The organism is Bradyrhizobium diversitatis (assembly GCF_016031635.1).
GTDB classification, from domain to species: Bacteria; Pseudomonadota; Alphaproteobacteria; order Rhizobiales; family Xanthobacteraceae; genus Bradyrhizobium; species Bradyrhizobium diversitatis.
In genome coordinates this window covers 60999-85192 of record NZ_JACEGD010000007.1, presented here as the reverse complement: position 1 = coordinate 85192, position 24194 = coordinate 60999, and the positions used below count along the sequence as shown (strand labels likewise).

Genomic DNA, 24194 nt, shown 5'->3' with positions numbered 1-24194 from the left:
TAGATGACAATTGACTCCGTTGGATGCGGAAAGACAGTTTGCATTCGAAACCATCCCTCTTCGCGAACGCGAAAACGAATGATCTATATCAATGAGATCAGTCAGGAAAGGCGATAACTGATCCTGACACGTGCCTTGCTAACCTCTCACGTCAGAGAAATAGGCTTGCCAGGGGGCTGATGGAATTCCAGCAGGGAAAGCATGATTTGACGCGGCGCGGCCTGCCCGAGATCGATGCTGCGAGTGTCGACCGGTTTCTTGGCGCGGCCAATGAGGCCGGTGCGGTGGCCGTGCTGTTGTCGGCGGGCGATCCAGCGCGTTTTATCGAGACGATCGACGCCGCGGTCGTCTTGCCGGAACTGATTGACGCCTTTCAGGGCCGGCTGCGGGGTGCCGTGATCGCGCGTCGCGCCGAGAGCGAGCTCGGGCAGCGCTTTGGCGTGCGGGTGCAGCCGACGCTGATCTTTATCGCCAAGGGCGAAACGCTCGGATTGATCGCCAAGATGCAGGACTGGTCGGTCTATGTCGACCGCATCGCCAAGCTGATCGACCGTCCGCGCGGCGCGAGCGTGTTGTCGTGACAGTCATCATTCCCCAGCATCGCTCACAGGGTGTCGACCTATGAACGCGGGTTTCTGGACCGCGCCTGGAGGCGCCGAGCAGGCGATCAAGGTGTTTCCGATCGACGAGGAAAGCCTGAATGCATCGAGCGGCAGCCTGACGGCCGCGGGCGGCTTGGCGAAGCTTGCCGCGCTCGACAGCGCGGAGCTGGCCAAGCGCTGTCCGAATGCGATCGATCTGCTGTCGAAGGTGGTGGCAGCGATCGCAAGCCAGAAGACCGACGCGCCGACACGATTGTTCCGGCTCGGCAATCTCCACGATCTCGAGCGCAAGCTGATTGCGGACGTGCTCGGCGAAGGTGAGGTTGCCGGCTTCGTCGCGCTGCCGGACGGATCGCTGGCGCAGATCCAGGAATCGGCGCTGGCCGGAATCTGGCACCTGCGGCTCGAGACCGACGCCAATCATGAGTACCTCGAAGTCGGCGCAATCCCGGAAATCGTCAAGCGCGCCGCTGCTGATCTTACCACTGCGGATTTCGAGATCGGGCAGGCGCCGGAAGGCGCAATGAACGCGCTGCCGGTGCTCGCGGAAATCCGCGAGCACGCGCTGGCTTGGCGGCCGAGCATTCGCTCGCAAATGATCAATTTCACGCTGCTGCCGATGAGCCCCGTCGACATGAGCTTCCTCCAGGACACCATCGGGAATGGACCGATCCAGCTCGTTTCGCGCGGCTACGGCACTTGCCGGGTGCTCTCGACGGCTATCCGCAACGTCTGGTCGGTGCAGTTCTTCAACGCCATGGATGCCATCATCCTTGACACGCTGGAGGTTGGCGGTGTGCCGACCGTGGCAATCGCGGCGGACGAGGACTTCGAAGACTCCGCTGAGCGCCTGCAGGAAATCATCGAGGCCTATTTCAAATGAGCATATTCGAGAATTTTGGCGTTCGCCAGGATGTCACCGAAGGCATGCGACTGGAATGCGGCATCTGCTGGACGGTGTACGATCCCGCCGATGGTGACGATGCCGCGCAGATCGCATCCGGCACGCCCTTCGCGGTGCTTCCTGACGATTGGCGCTGCCCGAACTGTGACGCGCCGAAATCCAAATTCATGGCCATCGCATCATGAAATCTGATGCGCAAGCGCCTGCCACTGACGCGGCAGCTTGGGGGCAGCGGCTGGCGCACATCTACCGGGACATCGGCGAGCGCGCGATGCGCGAGCTGCCGATCTACAACGACACCCTCGACGTCGAGGCAGTGGGCTTCCGCGTATTCAACGGCACAATTATCGGTATCATGGTCACGCCCTGGTTCATGAACGTGGTGATGCCGGCCGGCGAAATGGCGCCGGCGGCCTCAGCTTCGACATTGCGCTTTCGCTTTCCGGCCGGCCATATTGAGTTCATCCTCAGCGACGTCAACCATGCGGGCCGCATCGCGAGCTGTTCGCTGTTCTCGCCCATGTTCGGGTTTGCCGACGCGGCCTGCGCGCGGACAACGGCGGAAGCTGCCATCAACGAACTCATGTTGCCGGCCGACGGCAAGGAGGCGACCCGACGCCGCGAACCCGCTACAAGCGCGATCGATCGGCGTAGCTTCATGCGGGGTGTTCTGACGGAGCAGCACGAATGAACCCGGGCTTCCGCAGCGAGATCGACATCACGGTGTGGCTCGCCAAGGATATAATCGCCGACGTCGCAATCCTGCCCCGGAGCCGGCTGCCGTTGACGCGTCGGTTTGCGGGCAAGCCCGTCTCGTTGCTGCTCTCCGTGCTGCCGCGGCTGTTCTCGCTGTGCTCGGTTGCACATCAGGTGGCGTTTCTGGGAGCGGTGGAAGCCGCGCGCGGCGAGGATTGTCCTCCGGAGACCATGCATCGCCGCGTCACCGCTGTCGTCGCCGAGCGCCTGACGGAACTGTTCCGTGGTCTGTTCGTCGGCCAGCTCACTCTGGACAGCGCAAGCGCCACCGCGGTCCGCGCCATGATGCAGGCGACCGCCGTCCTTGGTGGCGTCCTCGGCGAAGGCGGGCCGGTGTTGGCGCGTTGCGATGCGCTATCGCACATCAAGGCTGTCCTCGCTGCACTCGGATTCGCGGGCGAAGGAGAGGCGCCGACGCCAGGCAGCGCGCTGGCAGCGCATCTTTCGAGCTTTGACGGGGATGCGCTGCTGCAGCCGGTCATCGAACACTCGTTTCTGTCCGTCGCCGATGATCTCGATGTCCTCATGCGGCTGCTTGCGGATGGCGCGAGCTTCTCCGATGCCCCCGATCTCCACGGTCGAATTCCCGAGACCGGTGTCTGGGCACGCCGGGTCCGGCGCCAGCCGGTCCTGCCGCCGAACGCCGGACCTGCCGAGCGGCCGAAGGCGCGGATTGCGGAAGTGGTGCGCCTCTGCTCCTGGCTCGCTGCGGGGGATGAGGCGCTCGAGGATGGCGTCGTCCAGAGCTATCGGCTTGGCGCCGGCAGAGGTGCGGCGGCCGTCGAATGCGCCCGCGGCCGGCTTTATCAGGTCGTCGAGTGCGATAACGAAAACCGCATCGTCCGCTTCGAATCGCTGGCTCCGACCGAGTGGAACTTCCATGCGCGTGGACCGCTGGTCCGCAGCCTGCAGGGTTCGGCGCTTGTCGCCGGTCGACAGGGGCAGAATGCCGTCCGCACGCTCGTCGGCTCCTTCGATCCCTGCGTCGGATTTAACCTCAGCTTTCGCGAGGTCGGCCATGCATGAGATGGCGGTTTGCCAAGGCATCGTTGAGATCGTCGAGGACGAGGCGCGCACGCGCGCGTTTTCCAAGGTGAAGGCAGTATGCCTCGAGATCGGCGCGTTGAGCCATGTTGCACCGGAGGCGATGAAGTTCTGCTTCGAAGCTGTCGCCGCACGCACCATTGCACAAGGTGCGACCCTGGACGTCGTCGAGACGGCCGGGACCGCCTGGTGCATGGCCTGCTCGAGAAGCGTCGAAATCAAGCGGCGCGACGAGCCATGCCCTGACTGCGGCAGCTATCAATTGCAGGTGACCGGTGGAGAAGAGATGCGGGTCATGGCATTGGAGGTCGACTGATGTGTACAGTATGCGGCTGCGGTGACGGCAAAGCTTCCATTGAGCGTGGGCACGATCACCCCCATGGGCCTGATCATGCGCATGATCGCCGTCACGATTATGGTGACGATGAACACCATCATCACGACCACCATCACCACGATCGAACGCGCGGCGATCCCGGCCTGCTCGACTGCGACGCCGGCGCCGCCGGGCAGACGATCGCCGGCATGACCAGCGACCGCATCATCCAGGTCGAGCGTGACATCCTCAGCAAGAACGACCGCCTTGCGGCCGACAACCGCGCGCGGTTCCGCGCGGATGACGTGCTCGCCTTCAACATGGTCTCCAGCCCCGGCGCCGGAAAGACCACGCTGTTGGCCCGCGCCGTGTCCGAACTGAAAGGCAATTTCCCGATCGGCGTGATCGAGGGGGATCAGCAGACCTCGAACGACGCCGAGCGGATTCGCGCGACAGGCGTTCCGGCGATCCAGGTCAACACCGGCAAGGGCTGTCACCTCGATGCGGCCATGATCGGCGAGGCCTATGACCGGTTGCCCTGGCTCAACGGCGGCATCCTTTTCATCGAGAATGTCGGCAATCTCGTCTGTCCGGCAGGGTTTGATCTCGGCGAGGCGTGCAAGATCGTGGTGTTATCGACCACCGAAGGCGAGGACAAGCCGCTCAAATATCCCAACATGTTCGCAGCGTCCTCGTTGATGCTGATCAACAAGATCGATCTCGCGCCCGTGCTCGACTTCGATCTCGCCAGGACGATCGAATATGCGCGACGGGTCAACCCAAAGATCGAGGTGCGGAGCGTATCGGCACGGACCGGAGAGGGATTTGCGGCATTCTACGCCTGGATCCGGAAGCGCGCCGAGAAGGCGAGGGCGGCATCGCTGAGTGCCGTATCGGCATGATGATGAGCGGCGGAGCCGCAGCGAGCGATGGTCGAAGGTTGCGCCTGCACGTGCGCGGCGCCGTGCAGGGCGTTGGCTTTCGTCCCTATGTCTACGGCCTTGCGATGCGCTATCGCCTCGGCGGCTTCGTGGCCAATGACCCGCATGGCGTCGTGATCGAGGTCGAAGGTGCGCGGGCTGCCGATTTCGTCGCTGCGCTGCCGCTGGAGCAACCGCCGCTGGCGCGGATCGACGGGATCTCCGTGGAGCAAATCGGCGGTGTTGACAGCGACGAGTTCTGTATTCGTGCCAGCGCGCAAGGCAGGGTGTCGACGCGGATCGTCGCCGACGCCGCCACCTGTGCCCGGTGCCTGAGCGAGCTGTTAGACCCGAGCAGCCGCTTCCATCTTTACCCCTTCGTCAACTGCACCCATTGCGGTCCGCGCTATACGATTACCGAGCGGCTGCCCTATGACCGCGGCACCACCGCGATGAAGCATTTCGCGATGTGCGCAGCTTGCGCCGCAGAATATGCCGATCCCGCAAGCCGCCGCTTTCATGCCGAGGCGATCGCCTGTCCATTGTGTGGTCCCCGCTTGAGCCACGGCATCGAGGAGATCGCTGCTGAGATCGCAGGCGGCAAAATCGTCGCGCTCAAGGGACTCGGTGGATATCAGCTCTTGTGCGATGCCCGAGACGATGAGGCGGTGAGGCGTCTGCGGCAGAGGAAGCAGCGGAAGCAGAAGCCGTTTGCGGTCATGGTTGCCGCAGTCGATGCTGTCGCGAACATCGCTAGCGCGGATGCAACAGAGCTGGCATTGCTGGAGTCAACGGCACGCCCGATCGTATTGCTGACATCGCGTCAGCAACTCGCGCCGGCGATCGCGCCGGACCTGTCGCGGATCGGCGTCATGCTGCCGGTCGCGCCGCTGCATCATCTGGTGTTCCATATGCTGAACTCGGCACACAAGCGTGCTGACGGCTCTCCTTGGGTGATCGTGGCGACGAGCGCCAATCCGGGTGGTGAGCCGCCGGTCATCGAGAATGACGAGGCGGAGCGCCGACTTTCCGGCATTGCCGACCTGATCGTCACACATGATCGCGATATCCTCACGCGTGCTGACGATTCCGTAGTGTCGGTCGTTGCCGGACGCGCGCAATTCATCCGGAGGGCTCGCGGCTATGTTCCCGAACCGATTCGGTTGATGCGTGCCGTGCCGCCGGTGCTCGCAGTGGGCGGCGCCCTGAAGGCATCTGTCACCATTACGCGCGGTGATGAAGCCTTTGTCTCTCAGCACATCGGCGATCTCGATACCGTGGAGGGCATTCGCTTCTTCGAGAAGACGATCGAGCACCTGATCTCGACGCTGGATGTCGATCCGGCCATCGTGGCGCATGATCTTCACCCCAACATGGCATCCACCCGCTTTGCCCAGGCGAGCGGCCACAGGCTGATTGCGGTTCAGCACCATCATGCCCATGCGGCGTCCGTGATGGCGGAGCACGGTATCGACGGACCCGTGCTGGCACTGGTGCTTGACGGCTTCGGTCGTGGTAGCGACGGCGGGAGTTGGGGCGGCGAGCTCTTGCGATGTGAGGGCGCGCGCTTCCGGCGGATCGGACATCTCGTGCCGCTCAGGATGCCAGGCGGCGATCGCGCCGCGCGCGAGCCTTGGCGGATGGCTGCCGGCGTGCTTCAGGCGCTCGGGCGCGGCGCGGAGATTCCGCGTCGCTTTGCGGCGCAGCCGTTGGCGGCGGGTGTTTTGGCCCTGCTCGACCAGCCCGACGTTCCAACGACGACCAGCGCCGGCCGGATGTTCGATGCAGCCGCCGGATTGCTGGGACTCTCCACGCGGCAGAGCTTTGAAGGGGAAGCCGCGATGAAGCTGGAGGCGGGTGTTCGCCGCACGCGCGTCGCTGAGGGCGCCTGGACAATCGAACAAGGCGTGTTGTCGCTCTATCCGCTGTTCGAGCGTCTTGTGGCTGACGCCCCCGATCCAACCATAGGCACGGAGCTGTTTCATGGCACGTTTGGCGCGGCCTGCGTCGACTGGATCGCCTGCGCGGCACAAGAGACCGGCCTCACCACCGTCGTTTTGAGCGGCGGCTGTTTCCTCAACGCGATCCTGAGCGAGGAGGTGCAGCGTGGCTGCGTCGCTGTCGGGCTCAATCCGCGGCTCTCGCGCCAGGTGCCGCCGAATGACGGCGGCTTGAGCCTCGGCCAAGCCTGGGTTGCCGCTCTCCAAATGCTCGAACAACAAAGGCTGGAAGGAAACGCCTGATGTGTCTCGCCATACCTGCGGAGGTTACAAAGCTGCTTCCCGACGAGATGGCCGTCGCCTCGGTCGACGGCGTCAGCAAGGAGGTTTCGGTAGTGCTGATCGAAGATCTCGCCGTGGGCGACTACATCATCATTCATGTCGGCTATGCCCTGACCAAGATCGATCCGGATGAGGCGAGGCGGACGCTGGAGCTCATGCGTGAACTCAGCACCGAAGGGCAGGGAGCAATGCAGTGAAATATGCCGACGAATTTCGCGACAAGGCAATCGGGCTGGGGTTGGCGAGGGCGATCCGGTCTGAAGCCGATCCGCAGAGGCCCTACCGCTTCATGGAGTTCTGCGGCGGACATACGCATGCGATTTCGCGCTATGGCTTGGAGGACATGTTGCCCAAAAACGTGCGGATGATCCATGGTCCCGGCTGTCCCGTCTGCGTGCTGCCGGCGGGACGTATCGACATGGCAATCCGGCTGGCCGAGCGGCCGGAGGTGATCCTTTGCGTCTATGGCGATCTGATGCGGGTGCCGGGCTCGCAAGGTGCCTCGCTGTTGAAGGCAAAGGCACGTGGTGCCGACGTCCGGATGGTCTATTCCACAGTCGATGCGATCCGGATCGCGGAGGAGAGCCCCGAGCACGAAATCGTGTTTTTCGCGATCGGCTTCGAGACCACGACGCCGCCGACCGCGGTCATGATCCGGCACGCCGAGAAGAAGCAGCTCGAAAACTTCAGCGTGTTCTGCAACCACGTGCTGACGCCGCCGGCGATGCAGAAAATTTTGGAGAGTCCCGACATTCGCAGCATCGGCCGCGCCGAGATCGACGGCTTCGTTGGGCCCGCGCATGTCAGCATCGTCATTGGGACCGGGCCCTACGAGGTCTTTGCCGAGGAATTCGGCAAGTCGGTGGTGATCTCGGGCTTCGAGCCGCTCGACATGATGCAGGCGATTCTGATGCTGGTGCGTCAGGTAAATGAGCACCGGAGCGAGGTGGAGAATCAATATAGCCGCGCCGTAACGCGCGGTGGGAATCCGCGTGCCAAGGAGGAGGTCTGTGATATTTTCGAGCTGCGCGACGCGTTCGAATGGCGAGGCCTCGGGTTGGTGCCCCATAGCGGATTGAAGCTGAAGCAAACCTACGCCAGATTCGATGCGGAGATCTGTTTCTCCATGAGCGAGCTGCGCGTCGCCGACAATCCGGCCTGCGAATGCGGCGCGATCCTGCGCGGTGTGAAGAAGCCGGTCGACTGCGAGCTGTTCGGCACGGTGTGCACGCCGGAGACCCCGATGGGATCCTGCATGGTCTCCTCGGAAGGCGCATGTGCCGCGCATTGGACCTATGGGCGATTCCGCGATCGTCAGCGGAAGCGCGCGTCATGAAAGCTCATCGGCGCAAAGTCGACATCAAGCACGGCTGCGTCGACCTGTCCCACGGCTCCGGCGGCCGCGCGATGTCGCAACTGATCTCGGGCCTGTTCCACGAGGCCTTCGGCAACGAATGGCTGGCGCGCGGCAACGATCAATCAGCCTTCGACGTCGGCGCCGGGCGCATGGTGATGACGATTGATGGCTATGTGGTTTCGCCGCTGTTCTTTCCCGGAGGCAACATCGGCTCGCTTGCGGTGCACGGCACCGTCAACGACATCGCCATGGCCGGTGCCCGACCGCTTTATCTGTCTGCGAGCTTCATTATCGAGGAAGGCTTTCGGTTTTCAGACCTCAAGATGATCGCGGACTCGATGGGCCAAGCGGCGCAATCCGCCGGCGTCCATATCATCACCGGCGACACCAAGGTGGTCGAGCGCGGCAAGGCCGACGGCCTGTTCATTTCGACCGCGGGCGTGGGTCTGGTGCCTGAGGGATTCGACTTCTCCGCTGAGAATGCGAGGGTCGGAGACCGGGTGCTGATCTCCGGCACACTCGGCGATCACGGCGTCGCCATCATGTCAAAGCGCCAGAACCTCGCCTTTGAAACGGAGATCGTCTCGGATTCGGTTGCCCTGCATGATCTGGTCGCCAGGATGGTAGCGGCGGGCGGCCACGGCATCCGTCTGATGCGAGATCCCACGCGCGGCGGGCTCGCTGCGACATTGAACGAGATCGCCCAGCAGTCCGAACTAGGCTTCAGCCTCCAGCAAGAGGCGATCCCGGTCAAGCCGGGGGTGGCGGCCGCCTGCGAGCTGCTCGGGCTCGATCCGCTCAACGTCGCCAATGAGGGGAAGCTGGTCGCGATCGTCTCGCCTGATGTCGCCGGAGCCGTGCTGGCTGCCATGAGAGCGCATCCGCTCGGTCGCGATGCCGCCGATATCGGCGAAGCGGTGCCCGATGATCATCATTTCGTGCAGATGGCGACGAGCTTTGGCGGCGCCCGGATCGTCGACTGGTTGTCGGGCGAACAACTGCCCCGGATCTGTTGAGGCCCAAGATGCGCATTCCGCTCCTGTTGCACTCCTCCAACAGCCTGACGCAGCGGCTGCATGTTAAGCTTCGCGAGCACGTCACGCGGTGTCGGTCGAGCTCGACATCCATGCCGATATCACACGCGAAAGCGTGAAGCTGCATCAGCCTGATCTCGTCATCGCGCCGTTCCTCAATCGGGTGGTCCCGGAGGATATCTGGCGCAGCTCCGTTGCCGGCTGTGCACTGCGGATCGATCGACAAGACTGAATGGCTCAATGCAAAGCGCCCAGGCCGAAATCCCTCCATCGGCAAGTCAACCCCGTAGACGACCACGGAACAGCAAGACGTCGCATCTTCGCTTCATCTTGTTGACCCAAGCCGCATAGTGGAATAGTGGAGAAGAGCAGCCACGAATTCATGTCGTGACTCAGAAGGCCGAGTCCCAAGACTCGCTTGCGGAAGAGATCGGCTTCGGCCGACGCCGAAGGAGCAACCGCCCCGGAAACTCTCAGGCAACAAGGACCGCGGGTGACGGAACAACATCTGGAAAGAGGTGCCTTGGCACCCGCCGACGGGATAATACTCTCAGGCAAATAGACAGATGGGGCGCATTTGAAATCAATCACTTGATTGAGGTGCGCACCCATGTCCAAGACTGTCGAACAAGTCAGTTTGTCACCAAAGCGTCTAGCCGGTCCCATCAGTGTACTCGATCTATTCACGATCGGGATCGGCCCATCCAGCTCGCATACCGTTGGACCGATGCGCGCGGCCCATCGATTCATCGAATGCTTGGACCAAGATCTACGGAGCTGTCGCTCTGTCGTCGTCGAGCTCTACGGGTCACTCGCGTTAACCGGCAAAGGTCACCGCACCGACATCGCCATTCTGCTGGGACTATCGGGGTGGCTGCCAGAATCCGTTGATCCTGAAGCCATACCCATCATCGCCGGGCTGATCCGATCGCGTTCTGAAGTCATGCTTGGCGGTCGACATGCGATTGGCTTCGATGAGGCCAAGCACCTGATCTTTTGCAAAGGCGAGTTCCTGCCGGGGCACTCAAATGGTATGAAATTCGTCGCGCATTCGGATAAGGGCGTCCTCCTTCGGCAAACCTATTATTCCGTTGGGGGCGGCGCGATCGTGTGTGAAGGCGATCAACCGAGCAGGCCCCCAGTCCGAAACGTTGGATGTGAGCCGTACCCATTCACGACAGCGCGCGAGCTTCTCGCGATAGGTGAGAGCACCGGCTCGTCGATTGCCGAAATCGTTGCTGCCAACGAGCTATCGCACAGGGAAGAGACTGAAACCAACGCATTCCTGGATCGCGTTCGCGACGCAATGATGCGCTGCATTGATCTCGGATGTGTCAACGAGGGCGTTCTTCCTGGTGGACTGAATGTGCCGCGCCGTGCGCCAGGTCTGTTCAGCAAGCTGAAGGGAACCTCAAAGGGGGCGGCCCATCCATTCCACGTGATGGAGTGGGTCAGCCTCTTTGCTCTCGCCGTGAATGAAGAGAATGCGGCCGGGGGGCGCGTCGTCACCACGCCCACGAACGGAGCTGCCGGCGTCATACCTGCGGTCCTGAAATTTTCCGAGATGTTCTTTCCAGATCCGAACCCGGCAAAAGCCCGCATTTTTCTCCTGACGGCGTCCGCGATCGGTATGCTCTACAAGCGAAACGCTTCAATATCCGCCGCCGAAATGGGGTGCCAAGGCGAGGTCGGTGTCGCCTGCTCCATGGCGGCAGCAGGTCTTGTGGCCGTCCTCGGTGGCACCAACCGGCAGATTGAGAACGCCGCCGAAATCGGCATGGAGCATAACCTCGGTCTCACCTGTGATCCGATCGGTGGCCTTGTGCAGATCCCGTGCATTGAACGCAACACAATGGGGGCGATCAAGGCGATCAACGCGGCGATGCTCGCGCTGCATGGGGATGGCCGACATCACGTGTCCCTCGATGCCGTCGTCGAGACGATGCGTCAGACAGGGGAGGACATGCGCACCAAGTACAAGGAAACGAGCCTAGGCGGCCTCGCCGTCAACGTGGTCGATTGCTGAAGGCAAGCCAAGCCGAAGGAATCATTTCTGCAAGGGGCGCTTGTCTCGGAGAAGGCTCCTGATCGCGTGACGCACTCGGCGTAAAGGTGCCGCTGGTCGAGAGCAACCTGCATCTTCACCCCGCAACCGGAAAGCCAATCTGCCGAGAATTCCGCCGTCGATGGGCGACATCGAGGATGAGAGTTCGCAGCCATTGCAGCCCGGGATCCCGTTCATGCGAGATGCGCCACTGAAGAACGTCGGTCATGAGGGGGAGGGATATGGGAGCTTCCACTTTCCTTATTGGCAATGTGGCCGTTGCCCGATCGGCCAGGTCTGCGGGGATGAGCGCGAGGAACTGGGTCCCGATAAGCGCTTGCGGAAGCAGGGTAAAGCTTGGTGCCGTTATCCCGGCCTGCGGAGCGCGGCCGAATTGCTTGAAGAACCATGCCTCTATGAACGTCGCTCGCTCGCTATAGGCCTGTGCATGGCGCGTCTCGAGAAACTGTTCGAGCGTCAAGCTGTCTCCGACAGTTTCGTTATCCTTCCATACGATACATTCGTAGCTGATCGAAGGCAGGGCGGCGAACGGACAATCTTCCAGCATGAATCGATCCGGAACGATCAGGAAATCGATTTCGGTGCGAAAAAACCGGGTGCTTGGACCTTGGTAGAATATGTTCACCGAGGGGGCGACAGCGCGCAATTCGGCAAGAATATCGACGATGAGAGTTGCCCAGACATAGTCCGAGCACGCGATTGTAAAATGCCGGTCGGAGGTCGCCGGGTCGAACGAATTTCGCATTGCCAGGAGCTTTTCCGTTTCGGTCAGGATGGCGCGAAGCGGCGCCACCAATTCCTCTGCGAGAGGGGTGAGAGCCATTCGGCGGCCGTTCCGAACCAGCAACTCGTCTTCAAAGTGCTGGCGCAACCTTGATAGAATCCCGCTGGTCGCCGACTGGCTGAGCAGCAGTCGCTCGGCCGCCCGCGATATGTTTTGATGGGTCAGGATCGCGTCCAGGGCGACGAGCAGATTCATGTCGAGGTGCCGGAACCGCATGGGTGTTCTCTTCGAGGTTTCCATGGTGCCTAGGAAGCTCTTGGCTCCCTTCCCTGGCGCGAGTGTACCCGACGCGCATTTGCCGGCTGCGACGTTTGTGCCTGTCCCCGGGCCCGAAGGCAGCTTGACATTAACCAGATTGTGATCACAATACGAGATCAAAGTACGGGAACGGGGTCGGTTTCTCGACGGGCACTTGCCCAGAGACGAAGAGGAGGCACTTATGTCGAAGCTGCGCCAAGTTTTTGGGGTTGTTGCGGTCTCGATTGCGGCCTGGTTCTGGACAACCACAGCGCAGGCTCTGGATACTGTGAACGTCAGGTTCAGCTGGAAGCTTAAGGGTGAGTATGGCTTCCTCTACCTCGGCAAGGCGAGAGGCCTCTATCAGAAAAAGGGGATCGATGTCGTTCTCGGCGAAGGTGCAGGTGCGCAAGCCGCGCTGGGAGGCCTCGTACGCGGCAACGAAGATGTCGTGATAGCTCCGGCAATCTTTGCCATTTCGGCGATCGAAAAAGGAATGCCGGTCAAACTCGCGGCGATCTACCAAGAGCGAGCACCATTCGTTCTCATCTCCTGGCCGGACAAAGCCGTCACGACGCCTGCGCAGATGGAAGGCAAGTCGCTTGCGATCTCGGTCGGAGACCCCGCCACGACCTATCTCGACGTATTCTGCACGATCAACAAAATAAGCTGCGAGAAGATCAACAAGGTTCAACTCGACCCGCAGGTGAGATTTCCGCAATTCATGCAAAGGCGCGTTGATCTCATCAGCGTATATACAAACGTTGATCTGCCGCTTATCGAAGATCGCACTGGGACAAAGTTTCCGGTACTGGACTTGCCGAAGTACGGCCTCGGCCTGCCTGGCCTGGCTGTCGTGGTCAGCGACAAGGGAATTGCTGAAAAGTCTGATTCGCTGAGGCGCTTCCTCTCTGCAACCGAGGAGGCAATCGAACTGACCAAGTCAGATCCGGCCGCAGCGACGGCGGCGCTGAAAAGCGCCTGGAGTGCGGCTCCCTCGGACGAGCTCATAAAAGCGCAGATCGTTGCAACTTCAGCCACGCTAAATTTCGAGAAGGGACGGCCGGCCGGCTGGATCGGCGACAAAACGATATCGGACGCGTTGAAATTGATGTCCGCAACCGAGAGCATCGACCCGAACAAGCCGGTTACAGACTTCTACACCAACGATCTGCTGAAGAAGTAGCTCACGCCAAGCCGGTGGCGGCGGTCAATATACAGCTAACCAACCATGTGTTGCGGTCCCGCCGCCGCATCGTGCTGACCGGCATGGCGCCGCGATCGTGGACGAGGTGAAGCGTTCTAAATCGTCGTACATTTCCTCCTTGGATAGCTTCCCCAGGTCCCGTGCCGAGCGTCAGCGCTCTCGAGTCACGCACGAATGAACGTACGGTATGCCACATCGACTGCGAACCTCTTGCGCACCGGCTCGCGGCTCTGCCAGCGGGAAGAATGGTTACATGTTCGGATCTCTTCGCATTTCCACCAAACTCTTGATTGTCGTCTTGTTGTCTATTCTCGGAATGGTCGGCACCGCCGGCATCGGGCTGTCCACCCTGAAGGATACTCTACTCGAGGATAGAAAGGCAAAGGTGAAGGAGTTGGTCCTGCTGGCTCGTACGGCGATCGAAGCCGACTACCAAGCCGGGCGCAAAGCCGGCCTGTCAGAACTGGAGGCGCGTGAACGATCGAGGGCGCTGCTTCGCCTGCTGCGCTACGACAAGGACAATGCCTTCTATGCCGCGACCAAAGAAGGAATCCTCGAAGTGCATCCCAAGCAAGCTGTCGAGGGCAAAGATATGACGCAAACGAAAGATGCAAACGGCGTCTACTTCTTTCGCGAAGCAGTTGCAGCCGCTGCTCGCGGCGGCGGCTTCGTCACTTTCAGCTTCCCGCGCCCCGGCGGCAGCGATCCGGTGCAGACCCTGACTTATGCCACTGAAGTCCCGATATACGGTTGGGTTCTGACCAGCGCCCTCTATATCGACGATATCGATCAAATCTTCTGGACCGAAGCGCGCCGCCTGGGAGGGATCGTTTTCTTCATTCTCGTGCTCGTGACCGGAGTATCCCTCCTGATCAGCCGCAACGTAGCCAACCCTATCGCGGGAATGACGACGGCGATGCTCGAGCTCTCGAACGGAGGGACCGAGGTAACAATTCCCGCGCAAGACAGAAAGGACGAGATTGGCGCGATGGCCAGATCCGTCCAAGTCTTCAAGGAGAGCATGACCGAGACCATTCGTTTGCGCCACGCTCAGGCTGAGTTGAGGCAGCAGAGCGAAGCTGAGAAGAGGCAGTTCATCACCAAGATGGCCGACGAATTCGAAAGCGAGGTCAGGAGATCTCTCGATACGCTTGCCAAGGCTGCGCGCGAAATGCACATGACCTCGCAACGCATGTCGACGTCCTCGGAGGAGGCGACCAGACAGGCGACGACCGTCGCGGTGGCCGCAGAGCAGACCTCCGCCAATGTGCAGACAGTCGCTGCCGCAACGGAGCAGCTTTCCGCATCCGTCCATGAGATCGGTCGCCAAGTGGATCAATCGACAACGATTGCTTCGCAGGCCATGGATGAAGCCAAACGCACGAACGAGGTTGTGCACGGGTTGTCGGCCGCGGCCCAGAAGATCGGCGATGTGGTGAAATTGATCACCAATATTGCCGGTCAGACCGATCTTCTGGCTCTCAACGCAACCATAGAGGCCGCGCGTGCTGGAGACGCTGGTAGCGGCTTCGCAGTGGTGGCCAACGAGGTAAAGTCGCTCGCAGGCCAAACAGCGAAGGCGACTGAGGCAATCTCCGCGCAGATACAAGCCATGCAAGGCGCGACCGCGGAGGCGGTCGAGGCCATCGAGGGTATCGGTAGCACGATCGTCTCGATCAACGAGATCACAGTGGCCATCGCCGCGGCCATTCAGCAGCAGGGCCTCGCGACTGGCCAGATCGCCCGCAACATACAGGAGGCTGCCCGCGGCACTAACCAGGTCTCGGATAACATCGTTCGCGTCAATCGAATGGCAAGCGAAACCGGCGCAGCGGCGCAACTTGTGTCCCGTTCGGCCGAAGAACTCAGCAATCAGTCTGCAGGCTTGCTTGTCGACGTTGAACGCCTCGTAGCCGACATTCGAGGCGCATAGGCTCGCCGCCAAGGCAGCGGGCGGCAATTTGTCCGCAGGCCTTCAGGTGTACTATCCATCCGGCCGATAGTTGGGCTCCAAGAAACCGATTTCCGCGTCGTTCTGAAATTGAATAACATCCAGCCCTTAGGCAGTGATTGCGGCGATGGCGGGCCACTCGCTCGCTCATGGCATGCGTCGGATTGGAACGATGGTCGATCCAGAACATACGATGGAAGCGAGAATTCGCAGGGTCCGTTACGTTGCTTACGACATAGTGAGCGTCGAGCTCGAATCCGCAACATCAAATGAATTACCGACTGCTTCTGCCGGATCGCATGTTGATGTCCATGTCTCCGACAAGATCGTGCGGCAGTATTCAGTTTGCAATGACCCCTCCCAGTTAGGCTATTACAGACTTGCGATACTCAATGACCCCGGCTCGAGAGGCGGATCCAGGGCGATTCACGAGACCTTTCGTGAGGGAATGATCGTCAAGATTGGGCGGCCGCGCAACAACTTCGGGCTCGTTGAGGATGGCGGACGCGCAATACTTCTGGCGGGCGGAATCGGAATCACTCCGCTTCTCTCGATGGCCTATCGGCTTCAGGCGATCGGCAATGATTTTGACTTCCACCTGTGCGTTCGGACCCAGGATCGTGCGCCCTTCGTCGATGAAATTTCGGCCTCGCCGTTCGCACCGCGATTTCGGCTCCACGTTGACGACGGGCCGGCGGAGCAGCAATTTCAGCCAGAGCTGGATCTCAACGGAGTATGCTCCAGCACGAGCATCTACATATGTGGGCCGAGAGGATTCATAGACTTTGCCGTCTCCGCCGCGAGAAAAGCCGGCTGCCTCGAGGACAGGATTCATACCGAAAGCTTCTCCGCGGGTGAGGTGAAGGGCGGGACGCCGTTCACGGTTGTGGCCTCACGCAGCGGCCGACGATTTGTTGTGCCCGGCGACAAATCGATCGCGTCGGTTCTCGAGGAGAATGGAATTTGCGTCGAGCTTTCCTGCGAGCAAGGAATATGTGGAACGTGCCTTACGAGAGTCGTCGCGGGCCGACCTGAACACAGGGATTCCTTTCAGACCGACGCCGAGAAGCAGAGGAACGACAGGATCACGATCTGTTGTTCTCGATCTTTGTCCGAGGAATTGGTGCTCGACGTCTAGCGACGCCCAGGCTGCCTGTTCGAGCCAATCCGCCGGCGAGTGGTCGCGCCGCTGAGGTGCTTTGCAGTGGATGTCTGAGAGCCATTGCCAGGCGTATGGCGCGATCGGCACCGATCATGAGGTGTCAGATCGACTGTAACGAACCTTTCCACGACTTGCCATTGCCATGGTCAGCGAGTTTTCGCGCTGGGGGACGCAAAAAAAAGCCGCCGTTCTGATGCGGCGGCCAAGTCAGGGAGGGGCAGACGCCCGGTCTGCCAGCGGAAACGATCGACCCTGCGAGCTGGGTAGCTTGAGAAGCCCTGCGCTCGTTGCCGCCTCTTGCCCGGCGATCAGGCGGCCAATTGCACGCCGTTACGGCTGCTCGGCTTTGAGCTGAGCCTCGACGATGCGCCGTGCCCTGACTGCCGGGCCGTCGGTCTGTAGAAGAACTGGCTTGAGCGACATCAGGTCCTGGGTGTTCACCATGCGCTGCTGAGCCTCGATGACCGGCTTGTCTTCATCGTCGAAGAGAGCCACGCCGGCCCTTAGCAATTCCTGGCTGAGGTCATCCTCATCCTGGCGGAAATCGCGCGACATAGCCCAGAAGTAGTGTGTCGACGTTTCAGTTTCCGGAGTGAGCAGGTGAGACGTTGGAATTGAGAGGCCTTCTTCTACCGGTCTGTTGACGCCCGTCATGCCTACGTCAAGCAGAAGGAGCGACGGAGCGTTCCATCGCATGAAGTTGCGATGGTCGCCTCGCTGATCCCCAGGAAACCCCAGCATCTGAAAATACTTGTTCGGCAGTTGATTGGGGCGCGAGAATTTTGCCCAAACTTCGTTGGGTTGGGGTTCTTTTTCGGCCTCGAATTTGGGCGGCCCCTCCGCATTCTTGAACATCGGGTGGAGATACTGGCCATGGCTCAAATCGAGCAGGTTGTCGGAAACCAGCTGATAATTTGCCTGGACGTGGAGGTAGCTGCTGACCGTGCGAAACTTCGGGTTAGTCAAAACACTGAAGTCCGCGATCAAAGACTCGTCCGCCTTGCTTGCGTCTCCAAGCCAGACCCACGCTACGTCATGTTTCTCCACCACCTTGTAGCTCTTGACTTTGGCTGCCCTGGGGATCGCCCCATCGCCATGTGGATTGAGCGTACATACGCCGCTCGGATCGAAGCACAGGCCATGATAGCCACATTCGACGATGTCGCCTTTGAGCTTTCCGAGGTGCAGCGGGACAAAGCGATGCGGGCACCTATCCGTGAGAGCGGCGATATCGCCGGCTTCCTTGCGATAGAAGACAATGCATTCGTTCGCGATCGTTCGTGACAGCAAGCTGCGTGTGATTTCACGCGACCATGCTGCGGCGTACCAAGTGTTCTGGATGAATGACATGGGCTCCTCTTGCTCCGTTCTGTCGGACGGCTGTCGGAGGAAGCTCTCACCATTAGAGCAGTTTCAAAAATCGGCATTTTCAATGCCAACTATCGGGATCTCCGATAGTTCGCCGATTGAGCGGGCCGTTCACGACCTGAGGGGGGAGATCGAGACGCGCCAATGGGCTCGGCATCCTCGCTAACGCTGAGGCGCGTGGTCCGCAGCGCTCTTAGCGGCTCTCGTCCACTTCATAGACGTGTCGCTCGAACCGGTCCACCAGCGTGTGCATCACCCGGCGCGCTTGGCTAAACGCATCAGAGCCGGCGCGAGCTGCCATATCGGCCTCGTATGCGGTGCGAGTGGGAAATCTACACTCCCACCTGACGTCAGGCCCGTTTCCCTCGCGCAGGACAAGGATTTCGCCGGGCTCCAGACCGAGCTCGCGCCGGATCGCGGTTGCCTGGCGGCGCTGTTCGAGCACCGCCGGTGCCTCGCCCTGCTTGGCAAAGTAGTTGGTTGCTTCGATGATCGTCAATTTTTCCCCCTCCCACCTGCGCGACTTCGGTGCCCACGCTATGCGTGATGCCGGTGCTGCGACACTTGACCTGCCGACGTTTATGATCATAAACTGTGATCACGCTAAATGATCTTGTTCGACCATAGCAGACCGAGTGCGAAACCGAAACGAAATAAGGCAGGCAGCATTGCCCACGATCAAATCCATCGAAACATTGATTGTCCAACTGCCGACGCGGCGAGAGCACAAATGGGCAGGTCTGACCGAGGTGATCGGCCGATACGTCATCGTCAAGATGACCGACAGCGACGGTCGCGTCGGTTGGGGCGAAGCGCCGGCGCTCAAGGACTGGGGTGGCGAGTTCGGCCGGTATTTCGGCGAATCCGCTTTGATCGCACGAGCCGTGATCGACACCTATCTGGCTCCCGCGATTGTCGGTGTCGAGCTCGGCAATATCGCCGAACTGCACGCGCGAATGGACGCGATCATCAGGGGCTACCCCTATTCCAAGGCTGCCGTCGAGTTCGCCGCCTACGACCTTGCCGGGCGGTGGCTCAACGTTCCCGTCAGTACCCTGCTGGGTGGCAGGGCGCGCGATCGCGTGTCCGTGACGCATTCCATCGGCTTGATCTCGATCGATGAAGCCCGCGTCGAGGTCGCAAAGCTGGTGCAGGAGGGGGTGCGAACCATCAAGGTGAAGATCGGGGTCGATCCGGATCGCGACGTTGCGATGGTCGATGCCGTTCGCGAGGTCGCCGGCAATGCCGTCGAAATCTGCGTGGATGCCAACGAAGGCTACAAGACGCCCGGCGAGGCCGTTCAAGTCGTTCGTCGGATGGAGAAGAACCGACTGAAATATGTCGAGCAGCCCGTCATGGGCATCGAGCGCATTGCCGAAGTTGGTCGCCGTATCGACGCGCCCGTCATGGCCGACGAGTCGGCCTGGAACGCGCACGATTCGATCCAGATCGTTCGGTCCGGCGGCATCCAAATCGTGTCCATCTATACGACCAAGGCTGGTGGTCTTTACAAGGCCATGGAGGTCGGAGCGGTGTGCCGGGCAGCGGGCATCATCTGCAACGTCAACGGTTCGATCGAGACTGGTATCGGGAATCTCGCCAACGTCCAACTCGCCGCAGCCTCACCTTCCGTGACACTGTCTTGCGTCATTCCGATTTCGACGCCGGCAGAGTTCCAGCACGGTCAGGTTGCCGGCATCTACTACAAGGACGATCTGCTCGTCGAACCGATGAAGGTCGTCGATGGCGCAATCGTTGTCCCATCCGGACCGGGGATGGGTATTGAGGTCGACCAGAAGAAAATCGAAAAGTACTGCGTGCGAGATTAAGGGCGCGCGGCAAAAGAAGTTGGAAAAAAGGGAGCTGTCATGCGGACGGAAATTGTCGCGAAACAAGTCAAGTCAATGTCTCAGCATGGGCTGGATGCCATCATCTGCTCGTCGCCCGAGAATTTCTCGTACACTGCCGGGTTCGTGGTCCCCTCGCAACCGCTCATCCGTCACCGCCATGCGATGACCATCGTCACTGCCGACGGCCGCACGGCATTGTTCGGCGTCGACATGGAGGCATCGACGATCAAACGTCGCCAGCCGGACGTACCTACGCGCATTTGGGCGGAATTCTCGGACGATCCGATGCTTGTGCTGGCCGACCAGCTCGCGGGGCTCGGACTTGCCCGGGCTCGCATCGGACTCGAAATGGACTACCTGCCGGCAGGTGATTTTGCCCGGCTGCTCTCGGCCATGCCGGCCGCGAAGTTCGAGCGCGCCGAGCCGATCCTGGCGCGACTTCGTCAAATCAAGACCTCGGAGGAGATTGCGCTTCTGCGCAGGCTGTCCCGTATTGCCGACCAAGCCATTACTGACACTCTTGCTGTGGTCGACGAGGGCAATTCCGAAATGGACATTGCCGGCCACCTGACCCGCAATGTCTATGCGCTGGGCGCCGATCACTTCAAGCTGATGATCGTGGCCACCGGCGAGCGTAGCGTCTTGCCAAACGTCGGCCCGTCGGAGCGCATCCTGAAGCGCGGGGACGTCTGCCGCGTGGAGATCTTCTCCGTCATCGAGGGGTATCAGGCCGGCGTCTGCCGTACGGCGATCGTCGGCGAGGCGCCGCCCATGGCCGAGAAGATCTGGGCGCATCTGGTCGAATGCAAATACGAAATCATGGAGAAAGTGAAGCCGGGCGCGAGCTGTCGCAGCATCTACGATGCGTTCATTGCGAAGCTCGCCAAGCTCGATCTGCCACCGATCTCGTTCGTGGGCCACGGCATTGGACTGCATCTGCACGAAGATCCCTATCTCGGACTGACGCCGGTGCTGGGCAAGCCGGGCACCGACGCGGCGCTCGAGGAGAACATGGTGCTCGGTTTCGAACCGCTTTGCTACGACACCGGCCATGGCTTCGGCATGCAGAACAAGGATATGCTGCTGGTGACCGCCAATGGGTCGGACCTGCTTTCCGACTACGCTGATACCGACCGGCTGATTCCCGTGGGTACGGCCAGGAAAAGCGGAACGGTGCGCAGGGCCGCCGTCGCTTGACGGAGGCCCAAGCGGGGGGACGAGCTGTTCGCCTGGGTTGACGATTGCTCGAATTGCCCGGCGTCGCGGCTCGGCCGCCAGGGCGTGGTGATGCAGAGTATCGGGTGGAGAAGCAATGCGCACGCTGATCAAGGACTTGAACTTCGCCTTCACAGTCGACAAGAACGACACGGTCGTGCGCAACGCCAGTCTCGCGATTGAAAACGACCGCATCTTAGATATCGGGCCGGCCGATGAGGTGGCCGCGCGGCAAAAGACGGTAAATTTCGACAAGGTGATCGATGGCAAGATGCTCGGCGTCTGCCCGGGCTTCGTTGACAGCCACGTTCATCTTTCGGAGACGCTGTCGCGCGCGGTCTTCCCGGACAATCTCAACACCCGGGCCTGGGTATTCCACTGGGCTAAGCCATTCTACGCTCACATCACCGAAGAAGACGAATACTGGGGCGCACTGCTGGGCATCACTGAGATGCTGCGTTGTGGCACCACTTGTTTTCTCGATATGGGCTCGCAGTACGATCCCGGCGTCGTCGTTCGCGCGATGGAAAAGGTCGGCATTCGCGGCATCACCGGGCGGCACGCTGCCGACAATCCTCCGCCCGAGCTGCCCCGCGGCTGGACCAAGGAAATGGTTGATCATCATTTCTTCCCGAATGCCGAGGCGGCCCTCAAGGTGCTCGAAGATTGTGTCGTCCGCTACAACGGCGCCCTCGACGGCCGTGCCCGTTGCTGGGTCAATATCGAAGGCAAGGAACCGTGCAGCCTTGAACTCCACGTTGGAGCGGTGAAACTGGCCGAGAGGCTGGGCGTCGGCACGACTTACCATCTCGCCACCTCGATCGAGGAGGCGAGAGTTTGCGAGAAGAAATATGGCAGCTGGCCGATCACTCGCATCGACCGGGCCGGCGGTATTCGCCAAAATCTCGTCATCGCGCACGGTGCCGCCGTTTCGGACGACGAGGTTCGCCTGCTTGCCGAACGGGGCGCCAGCGTCGCGTTCTGTCCGTGCTCGTCGTTCAAGCTCGGCAAAGGCGCGACCGCCATTGGTAAGTATCCGGAGATGGTAAAGGCCGGCGTCAAAGTCGGCCTCGGCACCGACGGCGTGTCGGCCGCGGGCAATATGAACCTGATGCGGCAAATGCTGATGGTCGCCGGCATGTTCAAGGACGCGCGCTTGCAGCCGGATATCTTCACCGCGAGGCAGGCGCTGCGTGCGGCCACCATCGAAGGCGCGAGAGCGCTGATGTGGGACGACGAGATCGGCTCGCTGGAGATCGGCAAGAAGGCTGATTTCATCCTCTTCGACCTGGACCACGTCGAATGGACGCCATTTCACGACCCACTGCAGGCGTTGATATTTTCGGCATCGACAGCCTCCATCGCGCAGACCTGGGTTGATGGGAAGGTCTCATATGCCGACGGCAAGGTGCAGGGCGTTGACGAGCCGGAGATTCGGCGCAAAGCGCGGCAACTGGCTGCCGCAGCGGTCGAGCGCGCTGGTTTGCATGACGAAGCCGTGGAGACGACCACGACGCTTTACGACGTCGGCAATTGACGAGCCGGCTCTGGTTACGGAGGCCTAAGGCAGAAGAACCTATCGCGTTCAACAGGCTGCATGGGAGAGATCGGCCGCCGTCGTGACGGTATTGGCCGGCGCCGAAGGAGCAACCCCCAGGAAACTCTCAGGCAAAAGTGACCATGCAGCTGAACGATCTGGAGAGTGGCACTTCGAGTGCCCACCGAAGGGGACCGCCGTGCCGGCCAAGCCGTCGCGGTCAATCTCTCAGGTACAGCGACAGATTGGGGACAAGCCGCGGGCCTCGGCCCGCTTCCCAACTTTGATCGCGGAGAACGAAATGCCACATGTTGTCGTCATCGGCGCCGGTATCACCGGCGTTACCACCGCCTATGCCCTTCTCAACCGCGGCTATTCCGTCACGGTGATCGAGCGTCAGCGTTATGCGGCCATGGAGACCTCGTTCGCCAATGGCGGCCAGCTTTCTGCGAGCAATGCGGAGGTCTGGAATAGCTGGTCGACCATCATTAAGGGGGTGAAGTGGATGTTGAGGCGCGATGCACCGCTCCTCATGAATCCGGCGCCGAGCTGGCACAAATATGCCTGGCTCGGCGAATTCATCTTCAACATCAGGAATTATCGAGACAACACCGTTGAGACCACACGGCTCGCCATCGCCGCACGCAAGCATCTCTTCGCCATTGCCGAGCGCGAGAGCATTGACTTCGACCACGAGCGTCGCGGCATCCTTCACTTCTATCGGGACAAGAAGAGTTTCCAACGCGCGCTGAAGGTCAATGCCATGCTCGTGGAGGGGGGACTGGACCGTCGTCCAGTCACGGCCGCAGAGGTGAAGTCGATCGAACCAACGCTGCATGGCGATTTCTTCGGGGGCTTCTACACCCCCTCGGATTCCACCGGCGACATCCACAAGTTCGTTTGCGGTCTCGCCAAGGCATGCGAGAGGCGTGGCGTGCGCTTCGTCTTTGACGCCACCGTGAGGCGGATCGCGCGGGACGGAATTTTCCGCATCCAATATTTGCGTGATGCGCCTACAGGCGGTGCGCATGTCGACGAGATTGATGCTGACAGTGTCGTCATATGCGCCGGTTCCGCAAGCCGCGACCTCGCGGCAATGCTCGGCGACCGCGTCAACATCTATCCTGTAAAGGGCTATTCGGTCACCGTGCACCTCGACGACGAGCGGAGCCAGAAAGCGGCGCCTTGGGTCAGCCTGCTCGATGACGGCGCCAAAATCGTTACCAGCCGATTGGGCGCCGCGCGCTTTCGCGTCGCCGGAACGGCAGAGTTCAACGGCTTGAACCGCGATATACGCCAGGATCGCATCAAGCCACTGGTTGACTGGACGCGAGCGCTGTTCCCCTCTGTCGACACCAACCGGGTCGTGCCCTGGGCCGGGCTGCGCCCGATGATGCCCAACATGATGCCGCGGGTCGGCAAGGGCAGGATGCCGGGCGTTTTCTACAACACCGGCCATGGCCACCTCGGCTGGACCCTTTCGGCTGCAACAGCGGAGATGGTTGCCGAGTGCCTGGCCGATGAATTCGGGCTTGGCATCACGGAACGGCTCCAACTGGCAACGTAGCCCATCCAACCGAGCAGTGGTCGCATGCGGCGCAGA

Annotated in this window: 23 protein-coding genes and 2 riboswitches; of the genes, 20 read left to right on the top strand and 3 right to left on the bottom strand. The window is 61.0% G+C overall.

The features are described 5' to 3' along the window. Positions 1-179: 179 nt before the first annotated feature. The 13 genes from H1B27_RS08565 to H1B27_RS08505 all read left to right on the top strand — a co-directional run bounded on the left by H1B27_RS08565 (position 180) and on the right by H1B27_RS08505 (position 11241). Positions 180-581: a thioredoxin domain-containing protein gene (locus H1B27_RS08565; protein WP_197965719.1), complete on the top strand. Its 402-nt coding sequence runs from the start codon at positions 180-182 to the stop codon at positions 579-581. 40 nt (positions 582-621) lie between these two features. Continuing rightward, complete coding sequence (locus tag H1B27_RS08560; protein WP_197965718.1) at positions 622-1485, top strand: hydrogenase expression/formation protein; 864 nt, start codon at positions 622-624, stop codon at positions 1483-1485. Continuing rightward, positions 1482-1691, top strand: coding sequence for a rubredoxin (locus tag H1B27_RS08555; protein WP_197965717.1), 210 nt, complete (start codon positions 1482-1484; stop codon positions 1689-1691). The genes H1B27_RS08560 and H1B27_RS08555 overlap by 4 nt, the downstream gene beginning before the upstream one ends. Further along, positions 1688-2197, top strand: coding sequence for a [NiFe]-hydrogenase assembly chaperone HybE (gene hybE / locus H1B27_RS08550; RefSeq protein WP_197965716.1), 510 nt, complete (start codon positions 1688-1690; stop codon positions 2195-2197). Before H1B27_RS08555 ends, hybE begins: the two co-directional genes overlap by 4 nt. Continuing rightward, positions 2194-3288, top strand: coding sequence for a nickel-dependent hydrogenase large subunit (locus H1B27_RS08545; RefSeq protein ID WP_197965715.1), 1095 nt, complete (start codon positions 2194-2196; stop codon positions 3286-3288). Before hybE ends, H1B27_RS08545 begins: the two co-directional genes overlap by 4 nt. Next, positions 3281-3622 (top strand): hydrogenase maturation nickel metallochaperone HypA, encoded by a 342-nt coding sequence (gene hypA, locus H1B27_RS08540; RefSeq protein WP_197965714.1) that lies wholly within the window; start codon positions 3281-3283, stop codon positions 3620-3622. The genes H1B27_RS08545 and hypA overlap by 8 nt, the downstream gene beginning before the upstream one ends. Further along, positions 3622-4524: a hydrogenase nickel incorporation protein HypB gene (gene hypB, locus H1B27_RS08535; protein ID WP_197965713.1), complete on the top strand. Its 903-nt coding sequence runs from the start codon at positions 3622-3624 to the stop codon at positions 4522-4524. Before hypA ends, hypB begins: the two co-directional genes overlap by 1 nt. Continuing rightward, positions 4521-6785 (top strand): carbamoyltransferase HypF, encoded by a 2265-nt coding sequence (gene hypF, locus H1B27_RS08530; protein WP_197965816.1) that lies wholly within the window; start codon positions 4521-4523, stop codon positions 6783-6785. Before hypB ends, hypF begins: the two co-directional genes overlap by 4 nt. Continuing rightward, positions 6785-7021, top strand: coding sequence for a HypC/HybG/HupF family hydrogenase formation chaperone (locus tag H1B27_RS08525; RefSeq protein WP_197965712.1), 237 nt, complete (start codon positions 6785-6787; stop codon positions 7019-7021). Before hypF ends, H1B27_RS08525 begins: the two co-directional genes overlap by 1 nt. Further along, the gene (hypD, locus tag H1B27_RS08520; protein ID WP_197965711.1) at positions 7018-8160 is read left to right on the top strand and encodes a hydrogenase formation protein HypD; all 1143 of its coding nucleotides are present in this window, start codon (positions 7018-7020) and stop codon (positions 8158-8160) included. The genes H1B27_RS08525 and hypD overlap by 4 nt, the downstream gene beginning before the upstream one ends. Continuing rightward, positions 8157-9197 (top strand): hydrogenase expression/formation protein HypE, encoded by a 1041-nt coding sequence (gene hypE, locus H1B27_RS08515; RefSeq protein WP_197965710.1) that lies wholly within the window; start codon positions 8157-8159, stop codon positions 9195-9197. Before hypD ends, hypE begins: the two co-directional genes overlap by 4 nt. 88 nt (positions 9198-9285) lie before the next feature. Continuing rightward, on the top strand, positions 9286-9447 hold the full coding sequence (locus H1B27_RS39990; RefSeq protein ID WP_246515287.1) for a formyl transferase: 162 nt from the start codon (positions 9286-9288) through the stop codon (positions 9445-9447). Positions 9448-9626: 179 nt separating this feature from the next. Beyond that, a riboswitch (glycine riboswitch) is annotated at positions 9627-9715 on the top strand. A 110-nt stretch (positions 9716-9825) separates the two neighbouring features. Then, complete coding sequence (locus tag H1B27_RS08505) at positions 9826-11241, top strand: L-serine ammonia-lyase (protein WP_197965709.1); 1416 nt, start codon at positions 9826-9828, stop codon at positions 11239-11241. A 115-nt stretch (positions 11242-11356) separates the two neighbouring features. Here H1B27_RS08505 and H1B27_RS08500 read toward each other — a convergent pair whose 3' ends face one another. Then, positions 11357-12280 (bottom strand): LysR family transcriptional regulator, encoded by a 924-nt coding sequence (locus H1B27_RS08500; RefSeq protein WP_197965708.1) that lies wholly within the window; start codon positions 12278-12280, stop codon positions 11357-11359. A gap of 223 nt (positions 12281-12503) precedes the next feature. Between H1B27_RS08500 and H1B27_RS08495 the strand changes: the two genes are divergently transcribed. From H1B27_RS08495 to H1B27_RS08485, 3 genes are all read left to right on the top strand, one after another. Beyond that, positions 12504-13487: an ABC transporter substrate-binding protein gene (locus H1B27_RS08495; protein WP_197965707.1), complete on the top strand. Its 984-nt coding sequence runs from the start codon at positions 12504-12506 to the stop codon at positions 13485-13487. A gap of 274 nt (positions 13488-13761) precedes the next feature. Further along, positions 13762-15441, top strand: coding sequence for a methyl-accepting chemotaxis protein (locus H1B27_RS08490; protein ID WP_197965706.1), 1680 nt, complete (start codon positions 13762-13764; stop codon positions 15439-15441). A 190-nt stretch (positions 15442-15631) separates the two neighbouring features. Beyond that, a complete protein-coding gene (locus tag H1B27_RS08485) occupies positions 15632-16597 on the top strand; it encodes a PDR/VanB family oxidoreductase (protein ID WP_197965705.1) in 966 nt (321 codons plus the stop codon). 354 nt (positions 16598-16951) lie between these two features. Here H1B27_RS08485 and H1B27_RS08480 read toward each other — a convergent pair whose 3' ends face one another. Both H1B27_RS08480 and H1B27_RS08475 read right to left on the bottom strand, forming a co-directional pair. Further along, positions 16952-17971: a Rieske 2Fe-2S domain-containing protein gene (locus H1B27_RS08480; RefSeq protein WP_197965704.1), complete on the bottom strand. Its 1020-nt coding sequence runs from the start codon at positions 17969-17971 to the stop codon at positions 16952-16954. Between the two features lie 211 nt (positions 17972-18182). Then, positions 18183-18488 carry a hypothetical protein gene (locus H1B27_RS08475; RefSeq protein WP_197965703.1) on the bottom strand — a complete coding sequence of 102 codons (306 nt, stop codon included), beginning with the start codon at positions 18486-18488 and terminating at the stop codon, positions 18183-18185. A gap of 169 nt (positions 18489-18657) precedes the next feature. Here H1B27_RS08475 and H1B27_RS08470 point away from each other — a divergent pair, with 169 nt between their 5' ends. The 4 genes from H1B27_RS08470 to H1B27_RS08455 all read left to right on the top strand — a co-directional run bounded on the left by H1B27_RS08470 (position 18658) and on the right by H1B27_RS08455 (position 24158). Next, positions 18658-19818, top strand: coding sequence for a mandelate racemase/muconate lactonizing enzyme family protein (locus H1B27_RS08470; protein ID WP_197965702.1), 1161 nt, complete (start codon positions 18658-18660; stop codon positions 19816-19818). A gap of 75 nt (positions 19819-19893) precedes the next feature. Further along, positions 19894-21036, top strand: a complete 1143-nt coding sequence (locus tag H1B27_RS08465) for a M24 family metallopeptidase (RefSeq protein WP_246515285.1) — start codon at positions 19894-19896, stop codon at positions 21034-21036. Positions 21037-21151: 115 nt separating this feature from the next. Beyond that, on the top strand, positions 21152-22591 hold the full coding sequence (locus H1B27_RS08460) for an amidohydrolase family protein (protein WP_197965700.1): 1440 nt from the start codon (positions 21152-21154) through the stop codon (positions 22589-22591). Between the two features lie 51 nt (positions 22592-22642). Beyond that, a riboswitch (glycine riboswitch) is annotated at positions 22643-22745 on the top strand. Between the two features lie 147 nt (positions 22746-22892). After that, positions 22893-24158: a D-amino acid dehydrogenase gene (locus tag H1B27_RS08455; protein ID WP_197965815.1), complete on the top strand. Its 1266-nt coding sequence runs from the start codon at positions 22893-22895 to the stop codon at positions 24156-24158. The last annotated feature ends 36 nt before the right edge of the window (positions 24159-24194 follow it).

Bases quoted from the DNA above. Each gene is read 5' to 3' on its own strand.
- H1B27_RS08490 (WP_197965706.1), top strand. From the start codon at position 13,762: ATGTTCGGATCTCTTCGCATTTCCACCAAACTCTTGATTGTCGTCTTG.
- H1B27_RS08485 (WP_197965705.1), top strand. From the start codon at position 15,632: ATGGTCGATCCAGAACATACGATGGAAGCGAGAATTCGCAGGGTCCGT.
- H1B27_RS08500 (WP_197965708.1), bottom strand. From the start codon at position 12,280: ATGCGGTTCCGGCACCTCGACATGAATCTGCTCGTCGCCCTGGACGCG.
- H1B27_RS08525 (WP_197965712.1), top strand. From the start codon at position 6,785: ATGTGTCTCGCCATACCTGCGGAGGTTACAAAGCTGCTTCCCGACGAG.
- hypE (WP_197965710.1), top strand. From the start codon at position 8,157: ATGAAAGCTCATCGGCGCAAAGTCGACATCAAGCACGGCTGCGTCGAC.
- hypF (WP_197965816.1), top strand. From the start codon at position 4,521: ATGATGATGAGCGGCGGAGCCGCAGCGAGCGATGGTCGAAGGTTGCGC.
- H1B27_RS08460 (WP_197965700.1), top strand. From the start codon at position 21,152: ATGCGCACGCTGATCAAGGACTTGAACTTCGCCTTCACAGTCGACAAG.
- hybE (WP_197965716.1), top strand. From the start codon at position 1,688: ATGAAATCTGATGCGCAAGCGCCTGCCACTGACGCGGCAGCTTGGGGG.
- H1B27_RS08560 (WP_197965718.1), top strand. From the start codon at position 622: ATGAACGCGGGTTTCTGGACCGCGCCTGGAGGCGCCGAGCAGGCGATC.
- H1B27_RS08545 (WP_197965715.1), top strand. From the start codon at position 2,194: ATGAACCCGGGCTTCCGCAGCGAGATCGACATCACGGTGTGGCTCGCC.
- H1B27_RS08565 (WP_197965719.1), top strand. From the start codon at position 180: ATGGAATTCCAGCAGGGAAAGCATGATTTGACGCGGCGCGGCCTGCCC.
- hypA (WP_197965714.1), top strand. From the start codon at position 3,281: ATGCATGAGATGGCGGTTTGCCAAGGCATCGTTGAGATCGTCGAGGAC.
- hypB (WP_197965713.1), top strand. From the start codon at position 3,622: ATGTGTACAGTATGCGGCTGCGGTGACGGCAAAGCTTCCATTGAGCGT.
- H1B27_RS08505 (WP_197965709.1), top strand. From the start codon at position 9,826: ATGTCCAAGACTGTCGAACAAGTCAGTTTGTCACCAAAGCGTCTAGCC.
- H1B27_RS08555 (WP_197965717.1), top strand. From the start codon at position 1,482: ATGAGCATATTCGAGAATTTTGGCGTTCGCCAGGATGTCACCGAAGGC.
- H1B27_RS08480 (WP_197965704.1), bottom strand. From the start codon at position 17,971: ATGTCATTCATCCAGAACACTTGGTACGCCGCAGCATGGTCGCGTGAA.
- H1B27_RS08495 (WP_197965707.1), top strand. From the start codon at position 12,504: ATGTCGAAGCTGCGCCAAGTTTTTGGGGTTGTTGCGGTCTCGATTGCG.
- H1B27_RS08465 (WP_246515285.1), top strand. From the start codon at position 19,894: ATGTCTCAGCATGGGCTGGATGCCATCATCTGCTCGTCGCCCGAGAAT.
- H1B27_RS08455 (WP_197965815.1), top strand. From the start codon at position 22,893: ATGCCACATGTTGTCGTCATCGGCGCCGGTATCACCGGCGTTACCACC.